Genomic DNA, 17,317 nt, shown 5'->3' with positions numbered 1-17,317 from the left:
GCGAGGGGCAGCCGGCCCTGCGCCGGATTCCGTCCTGCCACCATCGAAAGAAACCGCCATGGTCGTTCGCGCCTGTACCGCCGCCATCGCCCTGGGGCTGAGCGTCCTGCTGCTGCCCGCCGCCGCCGGGGCGCAGACGCTCGTCGTCTGCTCCGAGGCGAGCCCAGACTTCATGAACCCGCAGTTCAGCAGCCAGAACACCGCCTATGACGTGGCGGCGCAGGTCTATGAGCGGCTGACGGCGACGCAGCGCGGCGGCTCCCAGATCGTCCCCAGCCTCGCCGAATCCTGGACCATCTCGGATGACGGGCTGAGCTACACCTTCAAGCTGCGCAAGGGCGTGAAGTGGCACGCCAACAAGGCCTTCACGCCGACCCGCGACTTCAATGCCGACGACGTGGTGTTCTCCTTCAGCCGGATGTCCGACGAGGCGAATCCCTACAACAAGGTCGGCAGCGGCAACTACCAGTTCTTCACCGAGATCGTGAAGCCGAGCTTCAAGTCGATCGAGAAGCTCGACGACTACACGGTGCGCCTGACGCTCTCCAAGCCGAACGCGCCGCTGCTCTCGGCGCTCTCGGTCGAGCCGATGTCCATTCTTTCGGCGGAATATGCCGCGGCGATGAGCAAGGCCGGCACGCCGGAGCAGGTCGACCTCGTGCCGATCGGCACCGGCCCGTTCTCGCTCGTCGCCTATCAGAAGGATGCGATGATCCGCTTCAAGGCGGTGCCGGACCACTGGACCAAGGCCGTCGGCGACCGCGACCGCATGGCGCTGGTCAACGACCTGATTTTCGTCATCACGCCGGACGCCGCGGTGCGCTTCGCCAAGGTCCGCTCCGGCGAATGCCAGATCGCGCGCTATCCCAATCCGGGCGACCTCGCGGCGATGAAGGCGGATGCCAATCTCAACGTCCTCCAGGGCAGCATCGCCGACCAGAGCTTCCTCGCCTTCAACGAGCGCAAGAAGCCCTTCGACGACAGGCGCGTGCGCGAGGCGCTGGCCTATGCCACCAACATCCCCGCCATCATCGACGCGGTCTATCAGGGCACCGGCAAGGCCACGGCGGCGGCGGTCCCTCCGGCCTTGTGGTCGCATGACGAGGCGCTGAAGCCGCGCCCCTACGATCCCGAGAAGGCCAAGGCGCTGCTCAAGGAGGCCGGCCTGCCGGACGGCTTCGAGACGACGCTCTGGGCCATTCCGGTGGTGCGCGCCTATATGCCGAACGGCCGCCGCGCCGCCGAGCTGATCCAGGCCGACTGGGCCAAGATCGGCGTCAAGGCGACGATCCAGACCTTCGAATGGGGCGAGTATCTCAAGCGCGGCCGGGCCGGCGAGCATCAGGTCGGCATGTTCGGCTATACCTGGGACTATCCCGATCCGAGCCAGATCCTGCTCTCGGGCTGGACCTGCGAGGGCGTCAAGACCGGCGCCAACCGCGCCGGCTGGTGCAACCAGGAGGCCTCGGACGCGCTCGCCAAGGCCAATACGATCACCGACCAGGCCGAGCGGGCCAAGCTTTACACGCGCTTCCAGGAGCTGTTCCACCAGGACGTGGCGGGCCTGCTCTTCGCCAATGCGCAGGCCTTCACGCCGGTGCGCAAGGAGGTGAAGGACTACAAGATCCACTTCTTCGGCGGGCAGCCCTTCTTCGGCGTTTCGCTCGCGAAGTGAGGTTTCTCACCGTTTTGTGGTGAAAGACGCGCGAAAGCGCCGGCTTTGCGATCATTGCGATGCCGGCGCGGTCCCGGGTCACGATGTTGCGCCGCGGCGGAGCGGATCTTTGCGGGCCTGCCGTTCCGGCCCTCGCGGCGCGGTGCCGGGATGCCGGAACGGCGGCGATTCGCCTCTCCGATCGCCTTGATATTTGGCCGGATCTGGTGTTTGCGCTGCGCCGGATTTCGCTTTTGAATAAAACGAGAAGACAAAAACGCCGCGCGCGATGCCCCGTGCCGGCCGATGAGACTGGCAAAACCATGCTCCGCTTCATCCTGACACGGGTCAGCCTCGTGATACCGACCTTCATCGGCATCACCCTGCTCGCCTTCTTCCTCGTCCGGCTGGTGCCCGGCGACCCGATCGAGACCATGGCGGGCGAGCGCGGCATCGATCCGGCCCGCCACGCCCAGCTCGTCAAGGAATACGGCTTCGACAAGCCGCTGCTGACCCAGTACGGCGTCTATATCGAGCGGGTGGTGCAGGGCGATCTCGGCAAGTCGATCGTGACGCGCGAAAACGTCCTCTCCGAGTTCGGCCAGCTCTTCCCGGCCACCATCGAGCTCGCGCTCTGCGCCATCCTGATCGCGCTCATCGTCGGGCTGCCGGCCGGCATCATCGCCGCGGTGAAGCGGAACTCGATCTTCGACCATGGCGTGATGGGCATTTCGCTCACCGGCTATTCGATGCCGATCTTCTGGTGGGGGCTGCTGCTGATCCTGCTGTTTTCGGTGCAGCTCGGCATCACGCCGGTCTCGGGCCGCATCGCGGTGCAGTACTTCATCGAGCCGGTCACCGGCTTCCTCACCATCGACAGCCTGCTCGCCGGCGACATCGACGCCTTCTGGTCGGCGCTGTCGCATCTCGTCCTGCCGGCGATCGTGCTCGGCACGGTGCCGCTCGCCGTCATCGCCCGCATGACCCGCTCGGCCATGCTGGAGGTGCTGGGCGAGGACTATATCCGCACCGCCCGCGCCAAGGGCATGGCGCCGATCCGCGTGGTCGCGCTGCATGCGCTGCGCAACGCGCTGATCCCGGTCGTCACCGTCATCGGCCTGCAGGTCGGCACGCTCTTCACCGGCGCGATCCTGACCGAGACGATCTTCTCCTGGCCCGGCGTCGGCAAATGGCTGATCGAGGCGATCAGCCGGCGCGACTACCCGGTCCTGCAGGGCGGGACCCTGCTCCTGGGAATGGTCGTGATGAGCGTCAACCTGCTGGTCGACCTGCTCTACGGCCTGATCAACCCGCGCATCAGGCATGCAAGATGAACCGTCCCTCGCAGTCCCGCTCCCAGCGGAGCCATCGCTCATGACCGCCGAAACCCTCGAAGCCCCCGCCGTCGCCGCGCCCAGCGGCACGCCGCCTCATCCGGCCCGCGAGTTCTGGACCTATTTCAGCGCCAATCGCGGCGCCGTCGCAGGCCTCGTCGTCATCGTGCTGGTGCTGCTCTGCGCGCTCTTCGCGCCGCTGATCGCGCCGCACGATCCCGACATGACCAACAACGCGGTCTTCCTGAAGCCGCCCTTCTGGCAGGAGGGCGGCTCGATCTCCTACCCGCTCGGCACCGACGCGATCGGCCGCGACATCCTCTCGCGCCTGCTTTACGGCGCGCGGCTCTCGCTGGTGATCGGTATCGCGGTGGTGGCGCTCGCCATCGTCGTCGGCGTCGTGCTCGGCCTGATCGCCGGCTATTTCAAGGGCATTGCCGATATCGCGATCATGCGCTTCATGGACATCCTGATGACGATGCCGAGCCTGCTGCTCGCCATCGTCATCGTCGCGATCCTCGGCCCCGGCCTGATGAACGCGATGCTCGCCGTCGCCATCGTCGTGCTGCCGCATTACGTCCGCATCACGCGCGCCGCCGTCATTGCCGAAACCTCCAAGGATTACGTCGTCGCGGCCAAGGTCAGCGGCGCGCAGACGGTGCGGCTGATGTTCTCCGAGATCCTGCCGAACTGCGCGGCCCCCCTCATCGTGCAGGCGACGCTCGGCGTCTCGACCGCGATCCTCGATGCGGCCGCGCTCGGCTTCCTCGGCCTCGGCGCCCAGCCGCCGACGCCGGAATGGGGCACGATGCTGGCCGACGCCCGCGAATTCGTGCTGCGCGCCTGGTGGGTCGTCACCTTCCCGGGCCTCGCCATCCTCATCACCGTGCTCGCCTTCAACCTTCTCGGTGACGGCCTGCGCGATGCGCTCGACCCCAAACTGAAGCGCTGATCCCATGCCCCTGCTCGAGATCGAAAACCTCAGCGTCGAGTTCCCGACCTCGCAGGGAACGCTGCGCGCCGTCGACCGCATCGACCTCACCCTCGAGGAGGGCGAGGTGCTGGGCGTGGTCGGCGAATCCGGCTCCGGCAAGAGCGTCACCATGCTCGCGCTGATGGGCCTCGTCGGCTATCCCGGCCGCGTCCGCGCCGACAAATTGCGCTTCGACGGCCGCGACCTCCTGACCATGTCCGCGCGCGAGCGCCGCCACATCACCGGCAAGGACGTGGCGATGATCTTCCAGGAGCCGAGCACCAGCCTGAATCCATGCTTCACCATCGGCTTCCAGCTCGCCGAGACGCTGCGCAAGCACGAGGGCATGGACCGCAAGGCGGCGAAGCGCCGGGCGATCGAGCTTCTGGAGCAGGTCGGCATCCCCGCGCCGGAAAGCCGCCTGACGGCCTTCCCGCATCAGCTTTCCGGCGGCATGAACCAGCGCGTCATGATCGCGATGGCGATCGCCTGCAACCCGCGTCTGCTGATCGCCGACGAGCCGACCACGGCGCTCGACGTCACCATCCAGGCGCAGATCCTCGAACTCCTGATGTCCTTGCAGCGCGAGCGCGGCATGGCGCTGGTGCTGATCACCCACAATATGGGCGTGGTGGCCGAGACGGCGCAGCGCATCATGGTGATGTATGCCGGCCAGATCATGGAGGAGCGCAAGGTCGACGCGCTCTTCGCCGACCCGCAGCATCCCTATTCCGCCGCGCTGCTCGCGGCCCTGCCGGAGCGCAGCGAGAACGCGACGCGGCTCGCCACCATTCCCGGCATGGTGCCGGGCCTCAACGACCGGCCGAAGGGTTGCCTGTTCAGCCCGCGCTGTGCCTATGCGACCGCGCATTCGCGCAATGTCCAGCCAGAGCTGCGCGCCTGGATGGACGGTCGCGTGCGCTGCCATTATCCGCTCGGCGATCCGAACCGCGATGCCGAGCGCGCCCGTGACGAGGCCGGGCTGACGACGGAGGCGACGCGATGAGCACCCCCGTCATCGAAGCCCGCGAGCTCACCCAGATCTATCCGGTCAAGCGCGGCCTGTTCCAGCCGCCGGCGCAGTTGCAGGCCGTCAACAAGGTCTCCTTCGCGGTCGAGGCCGGGCGCACGCTTGCCATCGTCGGCGAATCCGGCTGCGGAAAGTCGACGCTGGCGCGCATGGCGACGCTGATCGAGACCCCGACCTCGGGCGCATTGACGCTGGACGGACTCGACGCCGTGCATCCGCCGGCCAGCGAGCGCAAGCGCCTGCGCCGTACCGTCCAGTTCGTGTTCCAGAACCCCTATGGCTCGCTCAACCCGCGCAAGAAGATCGGCACGATCCTGGAGGAGCCGCTCAAGATCAACACCACGCTCTCCAAGGCCGAGCGCACGGAGAAGGCCCGCGCCATCATGGCGAAGGTCGGCTTGAGGCCCGAGCATTACAACCGCTATCCGCACATGTTCTCGGGCGGCCAGCGCCAGCGCATCGCGATCGCGCGCTCGCTGATCCTCTCGCCCAAGGTCGTGGTTGCGGACGAGCCGGTCTCGGCGCTCGACATCTCGATCCAGGCCCAGGTGCTCAACCTGCTCGCCGACCTGCAGGAGGAGCTGAAGCTCGCCTATCTCTTCATCTCGCATGATCTCAGCGTGGTGCGGCACATCGCCCATGACGTCATGGTGATGTATCTCGGCAACGCGATCGAGCATGGGCCGAAGGAGCGCATCTACGCCCGTCCGCTGCATCCCTATACGCAGGCGCTGCTCGCCTCGACGCCGCGCGTCGACGCGGCCAAGCGCGAGCGCATCGTGCTGCGCGGCGAATTGCCCTCGCCGCTCAACCCGCCGAAGGGCTGCGTGTTCTCGACGCGCTGCCCCTTCGTGAAGGATCGCTGCCGGGCGGAGCGTCCTGAGAAGCGCGAGGTCGACGGACGCCTCGTCGCCTGCCACTACGCCGAGGATTTCCTCGCCAAGGCGGCATGAGAAAAGCCGGCTCGCGGGCCGGCTTTTTTGCATCAGGTCAACAATCTGGAGCCGTGCGGGGCGCTTGCGACAAGCGCCCCGATCAATCCTCGTCCTCTTGGAGGGCGCGCCCGCCATCGACGAGGATTTCGCGCTTTCCGGCGTGGTTGGCGGGACCGACGATGCCCTCGTTCTCCATGCGCTCCATGATGGAGGCGGCGCGGTTGTAGCCGATCTGGAGGCGGCGCTGGATGTAGGAGGTCGAGGCCTTCTTGTCGCGCAGCACGACGGCGACCGCCTGCTCGTAGGGGTCGTCGCTCTCGACCGCGCCCATGCCGGTCTTGTCGAAGACGGCGCCGTCCTCGCCGCCCTCGGCCTCCTCCTCCTCGGAGGTGACGGCGTCGAGATAGTGCGGCCGGCCTTGCGTCTTCAGATGCGCCACCACCTTCTCGACCTCGTTGTCCGAGACGAAGGGGCCGTGGACGCGGGTGATGCGCCCGCCGCCGGCCATGTAGAGCATGTCGCCCTGGCCCAGGAGCTGCTCGGCCCCCATCTCGCCCAGGATCGTGCGGCTATCGATCTTCGAGGTGACCTGGAAGGAGATCCGGGTCGGGAAGTTCGCCTTGATCGTGCCGGTGATGACGTCGACCGAGGGGCGCTGCGTCGCGAGAACCACATGGATGCCGGCGGCGCGCGCCATCTGGGCGAGGCGCTGGATCGTGCCCTCGATCTCCTTGCCGGCGACCATCATCAGGTCGGCCATCTCGTCGACGATGACGACGATATAGGGCAGAGGCTCGAGGTCCATGACCTCCTCCTCGTAGATCGCCTCGCCGGAATGCTTGTCGAAGCCGGTCTGCACCGTGCGGGTGATGACCTCTCCCGCCGCCTTGGCCTCCTGGACCCGGGCGTTGAAGCCGTCGATGTTGCGCACCGAGAGCTTCGACATCTTCTTGTAGCGCTCCTCCATCTCGCGCACCGCCCATTTCAGCGCGACGACCGCCTTCTTGGGATCGGTGACGACGGGGGTGAGCAGATGCGGGATGCCGTCATAGACGGAAAGCTCGAGCATCTTGGGATCGACCATGATCAGCCGGCACTCCTCGGGCTTGAGCCGGTAGAGGATCGACAGGATCATCGTGTTGATCGCGACCGATTTGCCCGAGCCGGTGGTGCCGGCGACGAGGAGGTGAGGCATGCGGGCGAGATCGGCGATGACCGGCTCGCCGCCGATGGTCTTGCCGAGGCACAGCGCCAGCTTGTGCTTGGTCGCCTCGAAATCCTGGCTGGCCAGAAGCTCGCGCAGGAAGACGGTCTCGCGGCGGGTGTTGGGCAGTTCGATGCCGATGGCGTTCTTGCCCTGAACCACCGCCACACGCGCCGACACAGCGCTCATCGAACGCGCAATGTCGTCCGCAAGCGAGATCACGCGCGAGCTCTTGATGCCGGGAGCGGGTTCCAGTTCATAGAGCGTCACGACCGGCCCGGGGCAGGCCTGGACGATCTCGCCGCGGATGTTGAAGTCCTCGAGCACGCCTTCGAGCAGGCCGGCATTCTGCTGCAGCACCTCGACCGGCATGGTCTCGGCGCGGTCCTCCGGCGGCTCGGCCAGGAACTCGATCGGCGGAAGCTGGAACCCGGCCTGCGGCTCCGGCCGGCGGGCCGGCGCCGCCTTGCGGATCGGCGCGGCCGGCGGAGTCGGCGGTGTGACGGCTTCCGCGACCTCGTCCTCGGGAGGAGCGATCGCGGGCAGGGGCGGCGGCGGCGCCGGCGCGGGAGCCGGGGCCGCGCCGATCTGCAGCGCCACCGGCTGGGGCGCCAGCGAGACGCGCAGATTCACCGAATAGCTCGGCCAGGGCGCCGCCGCGAGCGGAACGGCCGCCGGGGCAGGCTCCGCGACGTCCATGGCCGCGTCCTCGAAAAGCGCTTCCTCCGCCTCTTCCGCGCGGATGCTCCGGGGCGCAGCGGGAGCCGCTGCGCCGGTGGGCGCGGGCGCCCCGCCGTCGTCGCGACCGATCTCCGGCACCAGATCCCAGAAGGCGTGATCCGAAAGGAAGGCGAAGGGGTTCGCCCGCGGCGCTTCGGCGGCCGGCGGCGGCGCGGTCTCGACCGTCGTCACCGCCGTCGGGGCCGGCCGGCTCTCCGCCATCGCCTCGTCCGACCAGGCTTCGCCCGTCGAGGCCTCGTCGGTCAGGGCTTCGTCGACGACGGCCTCGGCCGGCGCCGGCTCCTCGATCGGGAGGAGATCGGCTTCCCGTCCGGCGGCCTCGGGCGCCGGCGGCGGCAAGGCGGCGGCACCGTCCGGCATGCCCCAGATCTCGTGCATCAGATGCTTCGGCGTGCGCCAGAAGCGGACCCGGGTCGAATCGGCGAGCGTCACGGCCGGCGGGTGTCCGCCGCTGAACAGCAGAGGCGGGCTCTGCCGCTCGGCCTCCGCCGCCGGTTGGTCGGGCCTCGCCTTGCCCGGCGTGCGGGACTGGCGGACATAGACCGGCGCGGTTGCTGCGGGCGCGTGCCCCGCCACGGCCTCCGGCCTGTCGGCGCGGCCCGTGCGGGCTGGCGCTTCATCTGTGGAATGAGCCTGATATTCGCTCGATGCGAAGCTGTTTGCTCGCTGATGACGGTCGCGTTTATACATAGAAGACAGCGAACACTACGACTGACTGATCCGGTCTTCTTCCCTAGAGGGGCAGGGTTAACGGCGCATAAACGGATGGCCGAAAGCCGGGGACAGGCGCCTAGAGATAAGGCGGCGTGCAGGCGCTGACGACGATGCAGCGTTCCGTGCCGATATTGCGGAAGCGGTGCGGCACGCGGCTGTCGAAGAGATAGGCCTCGCCCGGGCCCAGCACCTTGGCCTGGTCGCCGACGGTGACCTCGAGCTCCCCGGAGAGGACCACGCCGCCCTCATGCGAATCGTGCTTGAGCATGGCGACGCCGGTATCGGCGCCCGGCTCGTAGGATTCGTGCAGGATCTGGAGATTATGGGCCTGGGCGTCCCCGACCTGGCGGAACGACATCCGCCCCCGGCTTTCGCCGCCATTGACCTGATGAAGCCGCGAGGTCAGGTCGATCAGCTCGTCGGCCTCGAAGAAGACCCGGTCGCGCGGCGTCCGGCGCTCGTCGAAAAAATTGACCATGCTCATCGGCACGCCGTCGAGGATCTTGCGCAGCGAGGCGACGGACGGGCTGTTCCGGTTCTGCTCGATCAGCGAGATCAGGCTGTGCGTCACCCCCGAGCGCGCGGCGAGTTCGCGCTGAGAAAGCCCGGCGGCCAGCCGGATTTCGCGTAATCTGCCGCCGACATCGAAGCTCATTGCCATCCCCCTTCGCCATGCGGGCCTGACGCCCTCGGCGCGTCTCGCCATGCCCCGGGCGCTGGTCGAGGCCTCTTGCGCCGCTCAATATTCTGAGCAATGCTACCACAGAACCAACAAGAAAATCATGTGACGGGGAACAGGCGAGGTGGAATAATTTTCACGATCCGGGTCGGCCGTTCAGATCAGGATGCTCCGTGCGCCTCCGCCGGACCCGGCGCGACGGGACCGTTGCCGCCTGCATCGATCGCCATTTGTTCTGCCGGGCCGGACTGTTCTTGCCGTCGCGAGAATTCACGTTGAACGCGAGGGGCCGCGCACGTCATGACACGCGCAGATACCGTATTGTTGAATGGCCGTATCTTCCTCGGCCTGGCGGAGGGGTTCGCTGAAGCGCTGGCGGTCGCGGACGGAAAGGTCCTGGCGGCGAGCTCCGCGGCCGAGATCGCCGCGCTGCAGGGGCCGGGCACGAAAATCGTCGATCTCGCCGGGCGCGTCGCCATCCCCGGCCTCAACGACGCGCATATGCATCTGCTGCCGCTCGGCCTCGCCATGGGCGAGGTCAATCTGCGCCCGGAGGAGGGCGTCAACGGCATCGACGAGATCCTTGGGCGCATCGCCGCCGCCGCCAAGGGCCGCAAGCCGGGCGAATGGGTCGTCGGCCGCGGCTACGATCATAACGAGCTCGCCGAGCGGCGCCATCCCACGGCCGAGGAGCTCGACCGCGCCGCGCCGGACAACCCGGTCTACATCAAGCGCACCTGCGGCCATGTCGGCGTGGTCAACAGCCGCGCCCTGGCGGCCGCCGGCATCGGCCACAACACGCCGAGCCCCGATGGCGGGCTGATCGAGCGGCGCGGCAACCGGCTGACCGGCCTGCTCGCCGAAAGCGCGATGCGGCTGATCGTCGAGGCGATGCCGCGCCCGAGCGCCGCCGAGCTGAAGGCCGCGATCGAGACCGCCGGGCACTACATGCTGTCGCAGGGCTTCACCAGCGTGATGGACGCCGCCGTCGGCATGACCGCCGGCATGGCCGAGCTCGAGGCCTATGAGGAGGTCGCGCGTGCCGGCACGCTGCCGGTCCGCACCTGGGTCTGCATCTATGGCAACGCCGACGGCATCGGCGACGCGGCCCATGCGGCCGGCTACCGCTTCGGCCGCGAGACCGGCCTCCTGCGCTACGGCGCGATGAAGGTCTTCGGCGACGGCAGCGCCGGCGGCCTGACCGCGGCGATGAGCGAGCCCTATCTGGTCGGCGACCCCGCCAATCGCGGCATCTTCATCTATCCCGATGCCGATATGCATCGCTATCTCCGGCATTATCACGAGCTCGGCTACCAGCTCGCGATCCACGCCATCGGCGACGCCGCGATCGAGCAGGTGCTCTCCGGCATCGAGAAGGCCGACAGCCCGGAGCACCCGATCCGCGGAAGGCGCCACCGCATCGAGCATTGCGGCTTCCTGACCGACGGCCAGCTCGCCCGCATGGCGGCCGCCGGCATCGACCCGGTGCCGCAGCCGGCCTTCATCTACGAGTTCGGCGACCTCTACGTCACCAATCTCGGCCAGGCCCGCGCCGATGCCTCCTACCCGATGCGCAAATGGCTCGATGCCGGCCTGCACGCGGCGGCGAGCTCGGATGCGCCGGTCTGCGCCACCGACCCGTTCAAGAACCTCTTCACCATGGTCACCCGCCAGACCAAGCGCCACACCGAGATCGGCGGCGCCGAGCGGCTGAGCATGGCGGAGGCGGTGCATGCCTACACCCTGCTCGGCGCCTATACCCAGTTCGCCGAGGACAGGCTCGGCCGTCTCGTCCCCGGCCAGCTCGCGGACATCGCCGTGCTCTCGCAGGACATCTTCGCGGTGCCGGTCGCTGCGGTCGAGAACGATCTGCGCTGCGACCTGACGCTGCTGGCCGGCGAGGTCGTCTTCGACCGGCACGGCCAGCTCGCCGCCGCGGCGCAATAGGCCGGGGGACTGCGAATGCTGCGACATACGCTGCAAAGGCTGCTGCTGGTCCTGCCGGTCATGCTCGGCGTGCTGCTGATCGGCTTCCTGCTCATGCAGGTGGTGCCGACCGATCCGGCGCAGGTGCGCGCCGGGCCGACCGCGACGCAGGACGTCGTCCAGGCGATCCGCGAGGAGCTCGGGCTCAATCAGCCGCTCTGGAAGCAGTTCGCCATCTATATCGGCCGGCTCGCCCAGGGCGATCTCGGCGTCTCGATCATCAACAACGTCCCGGTGACGCAGGAGCTCGGCGCCACCATCGGCCCGACGCTCGAGCTGATGCTCGCCTCCCTGGTCTGGGCGATCCCGCTCGGCATGCTGCTCGGCACGGTCGGCGCCTATTACCGCGGCTCGCTGCTCGACCGGGCGATCATGGCGGTCTCGGTCGGCGGGGTCTCGCTGCCGGTCTTCTTCCTCGGGCTCGGGCTGATCTGGCTCTTCGGCTTCAAATACCCGATCCTGCCCTTCACCGGCCGCACGGGGCCGCTCTGGACCTGGGAAGGGCTTCAGGGCGTCATCCTGCCGGCGCTGACGCTGGGCGGGGTCTTCGTCGGGCCGGTGGCGCGGATGACGCGGACCTCGGTGCTCGACGAGCTCGGCGCCGACCATGTCCGCACCGCCCGCGCCAAGGGGCTCGGCGAGAGCACCGTCCTGCTGCGGCACACGCTGCGCAACGCGCTGGTGCCCGTCGTCACCCTGATCGGCCTGCAGATCGGCTTCCTGCTCGGCGGTGCCGTCGTCACCGAGTCGGTGTTTAGCTGGCCGGGCATCGGGCGGCTCGCCGTCGGCGCCATCCTGTCGAGCGACCTGCCGATGGCGCAGGGCACGATCATCGTGCTCTCGCTCGGCTTCATCCTGATCAATCTCGCCGTGGACGTGCTCTATGCCGTGCTCGACCCCCGCGTGAGGGGCGCCTGATGAGCTCCGCCAGCGATCCCCTCTCCCGGACCCCGAAGGCGGTGGATGCCGCCCTCAGCATCGTCGCGGCAGCGCCGGTGCGCCGGAAATCCGTGCTGAGGATGCTGCTCTCCGATGTCGGCGCTTGCATCGCGCTCGCCCTCGTCGTCCTCGCCATCCTCGGTGCCGTGTTCGCGCCCTGGCTCGCCCCGACCGACCCCTATGGCAACGACCTCGCCAACACGCTGAAGGCGCCGGGCGAGGCCGGCCTGCTCGGCACGGACGGGCAGGGCCGCGACATGATCACCCGCCTGCTCTTCGGCCTCAGGACGACGCTGCTGATGGGCTTCGCCTCCGTGGTCTTCGGCTGCGTCATCGGCGGGATCATCGGTTTCGCCGCAGCCTATTACCCGCGGCTCTCCGGCGTGCTGATGCGGCTGATGGACATCCTGCTCTCCTTCCCGGCCATTCTGTTCGGCCTCGCCATCGCGGCGATCTTCGGGCCCGGGCTTCTGGCCGTCATCATCGCGCTGGCGATCGCGACGGTGCCCTTGATGGCGCGCGTCGTGCGCGGCTCGGCGCTGGTGGTGCTGCAGCAGGGCTATATCGAGGCGGCACGCTCGCTCGGCCTGACCGATCTGCGCATCATCCTGCGCTATGTGCTGCCGAACTGCCTCTCGGCGATGTTCGTCTTCGTGACGCTGCGCTTCGGCCAGGTGATCCTGCTCGGCGCGGCCCTGTCCTTCCTGGGGCTGGGCGCGCAGCCGCCCACCGCCGAGCTCGGCGCGATGGCGGCGGACGGGCGCAACTTCCTGTTCTTCGCGCCGCATGTCTCGGTCCTGCCGAGCCTGGTGATCTTCCTGGTCGTGCTCGCCTTCAACGTGCTCGGCGACGCCTTGCGCGACGCGCTCGACCCGAAGCTGCGCAAATAGCGCCGGCCCTTCATCCGTCACTGGCGTTCGAGAAACGAAAACAGGGGATTTGCTCGATGATGAAACGATACGCTCTGCTTCTGGCCGGCGCGGCCGGCGCGGTTCTGGCGGCGGCTCCGGCCGTCGCGCAGCAGAAGGCGCCGCTCTCGATCCTGCGCGTCATCGACGCCGATAACTACGACCCGATCCGCTCGACCGCGACGGCGGCGGCCGAGGTCATGTACATGCTGGCGGATACGCTGGTGACGGTCGATTTCGACATGAAGACGATCAAGCCGGGCCTCGCCGAATCCTGGACGGTCTCACCGGACGGCAAGACCTACAGCTTCAAGATCCGCAAGGATGTGAAGTTCTGCGACGGCCGGCCGATGACCATCGACGACGTGGTCTATTCGCTGAAGCGCTGGACCGACCCGGCCAACAAGTCGCCGGTCTCCTTCCGCGGCGGCCCGGTCAAGGACATCCGCGCCGAGGGCGATTCGACGCTGATCTACGAATTGAAGGAGCCCTACAGCGACCTGCTGTTCCAGATGGCGCTGTCCTTCGCCTCGGTGGTCGACAGGAACACGGTCGAGAAGCTCGGCCAGAATTTCGGCGTGCAGGGCTTCAACGGCACCGGTCCCTATTGCTGGGTCAAGTGGACGCCGCGCCAGGAACTGGTGATGAAGAAGAACCCCTATTACAATTGGGGTCCGCCGATCTACAAGGATCCGAAGCCGCAGATCGACGAGATCGTCTGGAAGATCATTCCGGAATCGAACACGCTGATGGCCGCGATCCAGGCCAGGCAGGCCAACGTGACCTATTACATGCCCTATATCGCGCTCGACACGATGCAGCGCATCCCCGGCATGACGGTGCAGCGGCAGGAAAACTACATCTACGACATCTTCATGGGCTTCAAGGTCGACAAGCCCGTCTCCAGCGACAAGGCGATCCGTGAGGCGGTCAACATGGCCGTCGACAAGCAGGCCATCGCCAAGGCGATCTTCTTCGGCAAGGGCCAGGTCCTGCCCTCGCTGCTCAACCCCGCTGTGCTCGACTACGACAAGGAATCCGCGGCGGCGATGCCGAAGCACGATCCGGCGGGCGCCGCCAAGCTGCTCGACGAGGCCGGCTGGAAGCCGGGCGCCGACGGCATCCGCGAGAAGGACGGCAAGAAGGCGACCTTCACCGTCTACGGCATCCGCAACGACGTGAACCCGCGGATCTCCGAGGCGATGCAGGCGGACCTGCGCAAGGTCGGCATCGATCTGAAGATCCAGCTCTGGGACGCGACCGTCGCCTGGGGCAAGCTCGCCACGCAGGAATTCGACGCCTTCTACATGGCCTATCCCTATGTGACGGCCACCGAGGCGCTGAACCTCTACTTCGCCAGCCGGCAGGTGCCGACGCCCAACCGGATGAACTGGAAGGACCCGAAGACCGACGAACTGCTCAAGGCGGCCGCGACCGCCACCGACGACAAGGCGCGCAAGGAGGCGATCGGCGCCGTCCAGATGCAGCTCACCGACGCCAATGTCTGGGTGCCGCTGGTCTCGCAGCCGCTCTGGGTCGTGGCCGGCGATCGCGTCGAGGGCGTGCGCGCCCACGGCATCTACGGCGCCGGCCTCTACAAGGGCCTCGACATCAAGCTGAAGCGCTGAACTGCATCGGCGCCGCGCGGCAGGGGCCGCGCGGCGCTTTTCCAGGGTTCGGGAGGAAGGAAGCATCGTGACGATCACGGTCATCAAGAACGCCGACGTCGTTGTCGCCTGGGACGCCGCGGCCGCGCGGCATGTCTATCTCACGGGCGGCGACGTCGCCTTCGCGGACGGCACCATCCGCTTCGTCGGCAAGCGCTATGACGGCCCGGCCGACGAGACCGTCGACGGGCGCGGGCGCATGGTCATGCCGGGCCTCGTCAACATCCACTCGCATCCCTCAAGCGAGCCGCTGAACAAGGGCTTCCTCGACGAGCTCGGCTCGCCCGCCCTCTACAACTCCTCGCTCTACGAATTCATGCCGATCCTGCGGGCGGACGCGGAAACCGTGCCCGACTGCGTGCAGGTCGCCTATTCGGAACTGCTGCTGTCCGGCGTCACCACCCTCGCCGATCTCTCGGTGGCCCATCCGGCCTGGCTCGATCTCGCGGCCGAGAGCGGCCTGCGCGTCTGCGTCTCGCCGATGTTCCGCTCGGCGCGCTGGTACACGAAGAACGGCCATGTCGTCGAATACGAATGGGACGAGAAGGCCGGGCAGGCGGCGATGGCGCAGGCCTTCGACCTCATCGAGCAGGCTGAGAACCATCCTTCCGGCCGGCTCTTCGGCATGGTCTGCCCGGCGCAGATCGACACCTGCAGCGAGGGGCTGATCAAGGAGAGCCACGCCGAGGCCAGGCGCCGCAACCTGCCCTGGCAGATCCACGCCGCCCAGTCGACGGTCGAGTTCCATGAGATCACGCGCCGCCACGGCGTCTCGCCGATCCAGTGGCTGGAGAAGCTCGGCGTTCTGGGCGGGACGAGCATCATCGGCCACGCCATCTTCCTCGACGATTATCCGCGGGTCGGCTGGCACAGCCGGCGCGACCTCGCCTTGCTCGCCGAGACCGGCACGCGCGTCGCGCATTGCCCGACGGTGTTCCTGCGCCGCGGCATCGCGCTCGACGATTTCGGGCGCTATCGCCGCGCCGGGGTCAGGATCGGGCTTGGCACCGACACCTATCCGCACAACATGCTCGAGGAGATGCGCCATGCCGGCTACGTCGCCCGCCTGATGGCACAGAGCCCGCGCACCCTGACCACCACCGACCTGTTCGAGGCGGCGACCACGGCCGGCGCGGCCGCGCTCGGGCGCGACGACATCGGCCGGCTGGAAGCGGGCACGAAGGCCGATCTCGTGCTGGTCGATCTCGACCATCCGATGATGCAGCCGCATCGCGACCCCGTCCGCAGCCTGGTCTATGCCGCGGCCGAGCGCGCCGTCGACCGCGTCTATGTCGACGGCCGGCTGGTGGTGCGGGACGGCACCGTCCTGACCATGGACTATCCGGCCGCGGCGCGGCGCCTGCATGCGGGCCAGAAGCGGACCGAGGCGGCGGCCCCCGGCCATGACTGGGCGCATCGTCCCGTCACCGATTATTCGCCGCTGACCTTCCCGCAGGGCTGAGGCGGGCTGGCACGATCGCGGCCGCTTCGCCCGTCCGGGCTGGCGAGGCGCGGACCCGGAAACCATCCTGAGGCGCGCCGCCCTTCGATGGATTCCGGAGCGCCGCAATGCGCCGTCACCGATTGCCGAAGCGTGCCGACCCTCAGTAAGTCTCCGGCACATACATCTCCGGCGGCACGGGATGGCGCAGATAATCCGGGTTGCGCACGCGCCCGGGCAGGACGATCTCCGGCTTCGGCACCTCCTCATAAGGGATCTGGGCGAGCAGGTGCGCGATCATGTTGAGGCGGGCGCGCTTCTTGTCGACCGCCTGCACCACCCACCAGGGCGCATGCGCGGTGTGGGTGCGCTCCAGCATCTCCTCCTTGGCGCGTGTATAGTCTTCCCAGTGCACCCGGCTTTCCAGGTCCATCGGCGAGAGCTTCCACTGCTTCAGCGGATCCTCGATGCGCATGCGGAAGCGGAACTCCTGCTCCTCGTCCGTGATCGAGAACCAGTACTTGATCAGGACGATGCCGGAGCGCACCAGCATATGCTCGAAATCGGGGACCGAGCGGAAGAACTCCTCCAGCTCGTCGGGGGTGCAGAAACCCATCACCCGCTCGACGCCGGCGCGGTTGTACCATGAGCGGTCGAACAGCACCATTTCGCCCGCCGTCGGCAGATGCGGGACATAGCGCTGGAAATACCACTGGTTGCGCTCGCGCTCGGTCGGGGCGGGCAGGGCGACGACGCGGCAGACGCGCGGGTTCAGCCGCTGCGTGACGCGCTTGATGGCGCCGCCCTTGCCGGCCGAATCGCGGCCCTCGAACAGCACCACGACCTTGAGCTTCCTGTACTGGACCCAGTCCTGCAGCCGCACCAGCTCGTGCTGCAGCCGGAAGAGCTCGCGGAAATAGACCCTGCGGTCGAGCCTGCGCTCGCCCGGGCCGCTGAATTCCTCCGCCGCCAGATCGTCGAGGCGGTCGTCCTCGAGCTGCAGTTCCAGCTCCTCGTCGAAGCTGTCGACGATCTCGTCCTTGATGCGGTCGATGGTGTGGGGCGACATGGTCTCGGCTCTTGGTTGCGGCGGAGCGGACCGGCAGGCGGGG

The 17,317-nt window shown here is 67.9% G+C and carries 13 protein-coding genes; 10 read left to right on the top strand and 3 right to left on the bottom strand.

The window, feature by feature from the left end; genetic code table 11:
* Nucleotides 1-58: 58 nt before the first annotated feature.
* The 5 genes from ACWH43_RS19450 to ACWH43_RS19430 all read left to right on the top strand — a co-directional run bounded on the left by ACWH43_RS19450 (nt 59) and on the right by ACWH43_RS19430 (nt 5,944).
* Nucleotides 59-1,675 (top strand): ABC transporter substrate-binding protein, encoded by a 1,617-nt coding sequence (locus ACWH43_RS19450; protein ID WP_158446395.1) that lies wholly within the window; start codon nt 59-61, stop codon nt 1,673-1,675.
* A 302-nt stretch (nt 1,676-1,977) separates the two neighbouring features.
* Nucleotides 1,978-2,988: an ABC transporter permease subunit gene (locus ACWH43_RS19445; protein WP_158446396.1), complete on the top strand. Its 1,011-nt coding sequence runs from the start codon at nt 1,978-1,980 to the stop codon at nt 2,986-2,988.
* A gap of 40 nt (nt 2,989-3,028) precedes the next feature.
* Nucleotides 3,029-3,940: an ABC transporter permease subunit gene (locus tag ACWH43_RS19440; protein ID WP_158446397.1), complete on the top strand. Its 912-nt coding sequence runs from the start codon at nt 3,029-3,031 to the stop codon at nt 3,938-3,940.
* Nucleotides 3,941-3,944: 4 nt separating this feature from the next.
* Nucleotides 3,945-4,967 carry an ABC transporter ATP-binding protein gene (locus ACWH43_RS19435; RefSeq protein ID WP_158446398.1) on the top strand — a complete coding sequence of 341 codons (1,023 nt, stop codon included), beginning with the start codon at nt 3,945-3,947 and terminating at the stop codon, nt 4,965-4,967.
* Nucleotides 4,964-5,944: a peptide ABC transporter ATP-binding protein gene (locus tag ACWH43_RS19430; protein ID WP_158446399.1), complete on the top strand. Its 981-nt coding sequence runs from the start codon at nt 4,964-4,966 to the stop codon at nt 5,942-5,944. Before ACWH43_RS19435 ends, ACWH43_RS19430 begins: the two co-directional genes overlap by 4 nt.
* An 82-nt stretch (nt 5,945-6,026) precedes the next feature.
* On the opposite strand, the gene ACWH43_RS19425 is transcribed toward ACWH43_RS19430, so the two are convergent.
* The gene (locus tag ACWH43_RS19425) at nt 6,027-8,447 is read right to left on the bottom strand and encodes a DNA translocase FtsK (RefSeq protein ID WP_448153590.1); all 2,421 of its coding nucleotides are present in this window, start codon (nt 8,445-8,447) and stop codon (nt 6,027-6,029) included.
* Nucleotides 8,448-8,661: 214 nt separating this feature from the next.
* Nucleotides 8,662-9,240, bottom strand: a complete 579-nt coding sequence (locus ACWH43_RS19420; RefSeq protein ID WP_158444857.1) for a cupin domain-containing protein — start codon at nt 9,238-9,240, stop codon at nt 8,662-8,664.
* Nucleotides 9,241-9,564: 324 nt separating this feature from the next.
* Between ACWH43_RS19420 and ACWH43_RS19415 the strand changes: the two genes are divergently transcribed.
* From ACWH43_RS19415 to ACWH43_RS19395, 5 genes are all read left to right on the top strand, one after another.
* The gene (locus ACWH43_RS19415; protein ID WP_158444856.1) at nt 9,565-11,211 is read left to right on the top strand and encodes an amidohydrolase; all 1,647 of its coding nucleotides are present in this window, start codon (nt 9,565-9,567) and stop codon (nt 11,209-11,211) included.
* 15 nt (nt 11,212-11,226) lie between these two features.
* Entirely contained in the window at nt 11,227-12,168 is a 942-nt protein-coding gene (locus ACWH43_RS19410; RefSeq protein WP_158444855.1) for an ABC transporter permease, read from the top strand.
* Complete coding sequence (locus ACWH43_RS19405; protein ID WP_158444854.1) at nt 12,168-13,079, top strand: ABC transporter permease; 912 nt, start codon at nt 12,168-12,170, stop codon at nt 13,077-13,079. The genes ACWH43_RS19410 and ACWH43_RS19405 overlap by 1 nt, the downstream gene beginning before the upstream one ends.
* Nucleotides 13,080-13,138: 59 nt before the next feature.
* On the top strand, nt 13,139-14,725 hold the full coding sequence (locus ACWH43_RS19400; protein WP_448153589.1) for an ABC transporter substrate-binding protein: 1,587 nt from the start codon (nt 13,139-13,141) through the stop codon (nt 14,723-14,725).
* A gap of 67 nt (nt 14,726-14,792) precedes the next feature.
* Nucleotides 14,793-16,226, top strand: coding sequence for an amidohydrolase family protein (locus ACWH43_RS19395; RefSeq protein WP_158444853.1), 1,434 nt, complete (start codon nt 14,793-14,795; stop codon nt 16,224-16,226).
* A gap of 142 nt (nt 16,227-16,368) precedes the next feature.
* On the opposite strand, the gene ppk2 is transcribed toward ACWH43_RS19395, so the two are convergent.
* Entirely contained in the window at nt 16,369-17,274 is a 906-nt protein-coding gene (ppk2, locus tag ACWH43_RS19390; RefSeq protein WP_158444852.1) for a polyphosphate kinase 2, read from the bottom strand.
* Nucleotides 17,275-17,317 lie beyond the last annotated feature (43 nt).

The organism is Allobosea minatitlanensis, from assembly GCF_964020775.1.
Note: the sequence above shows the minus strand (reverse complement) of the source record. Positions and strands in the feature narration are given on the sequence as shown.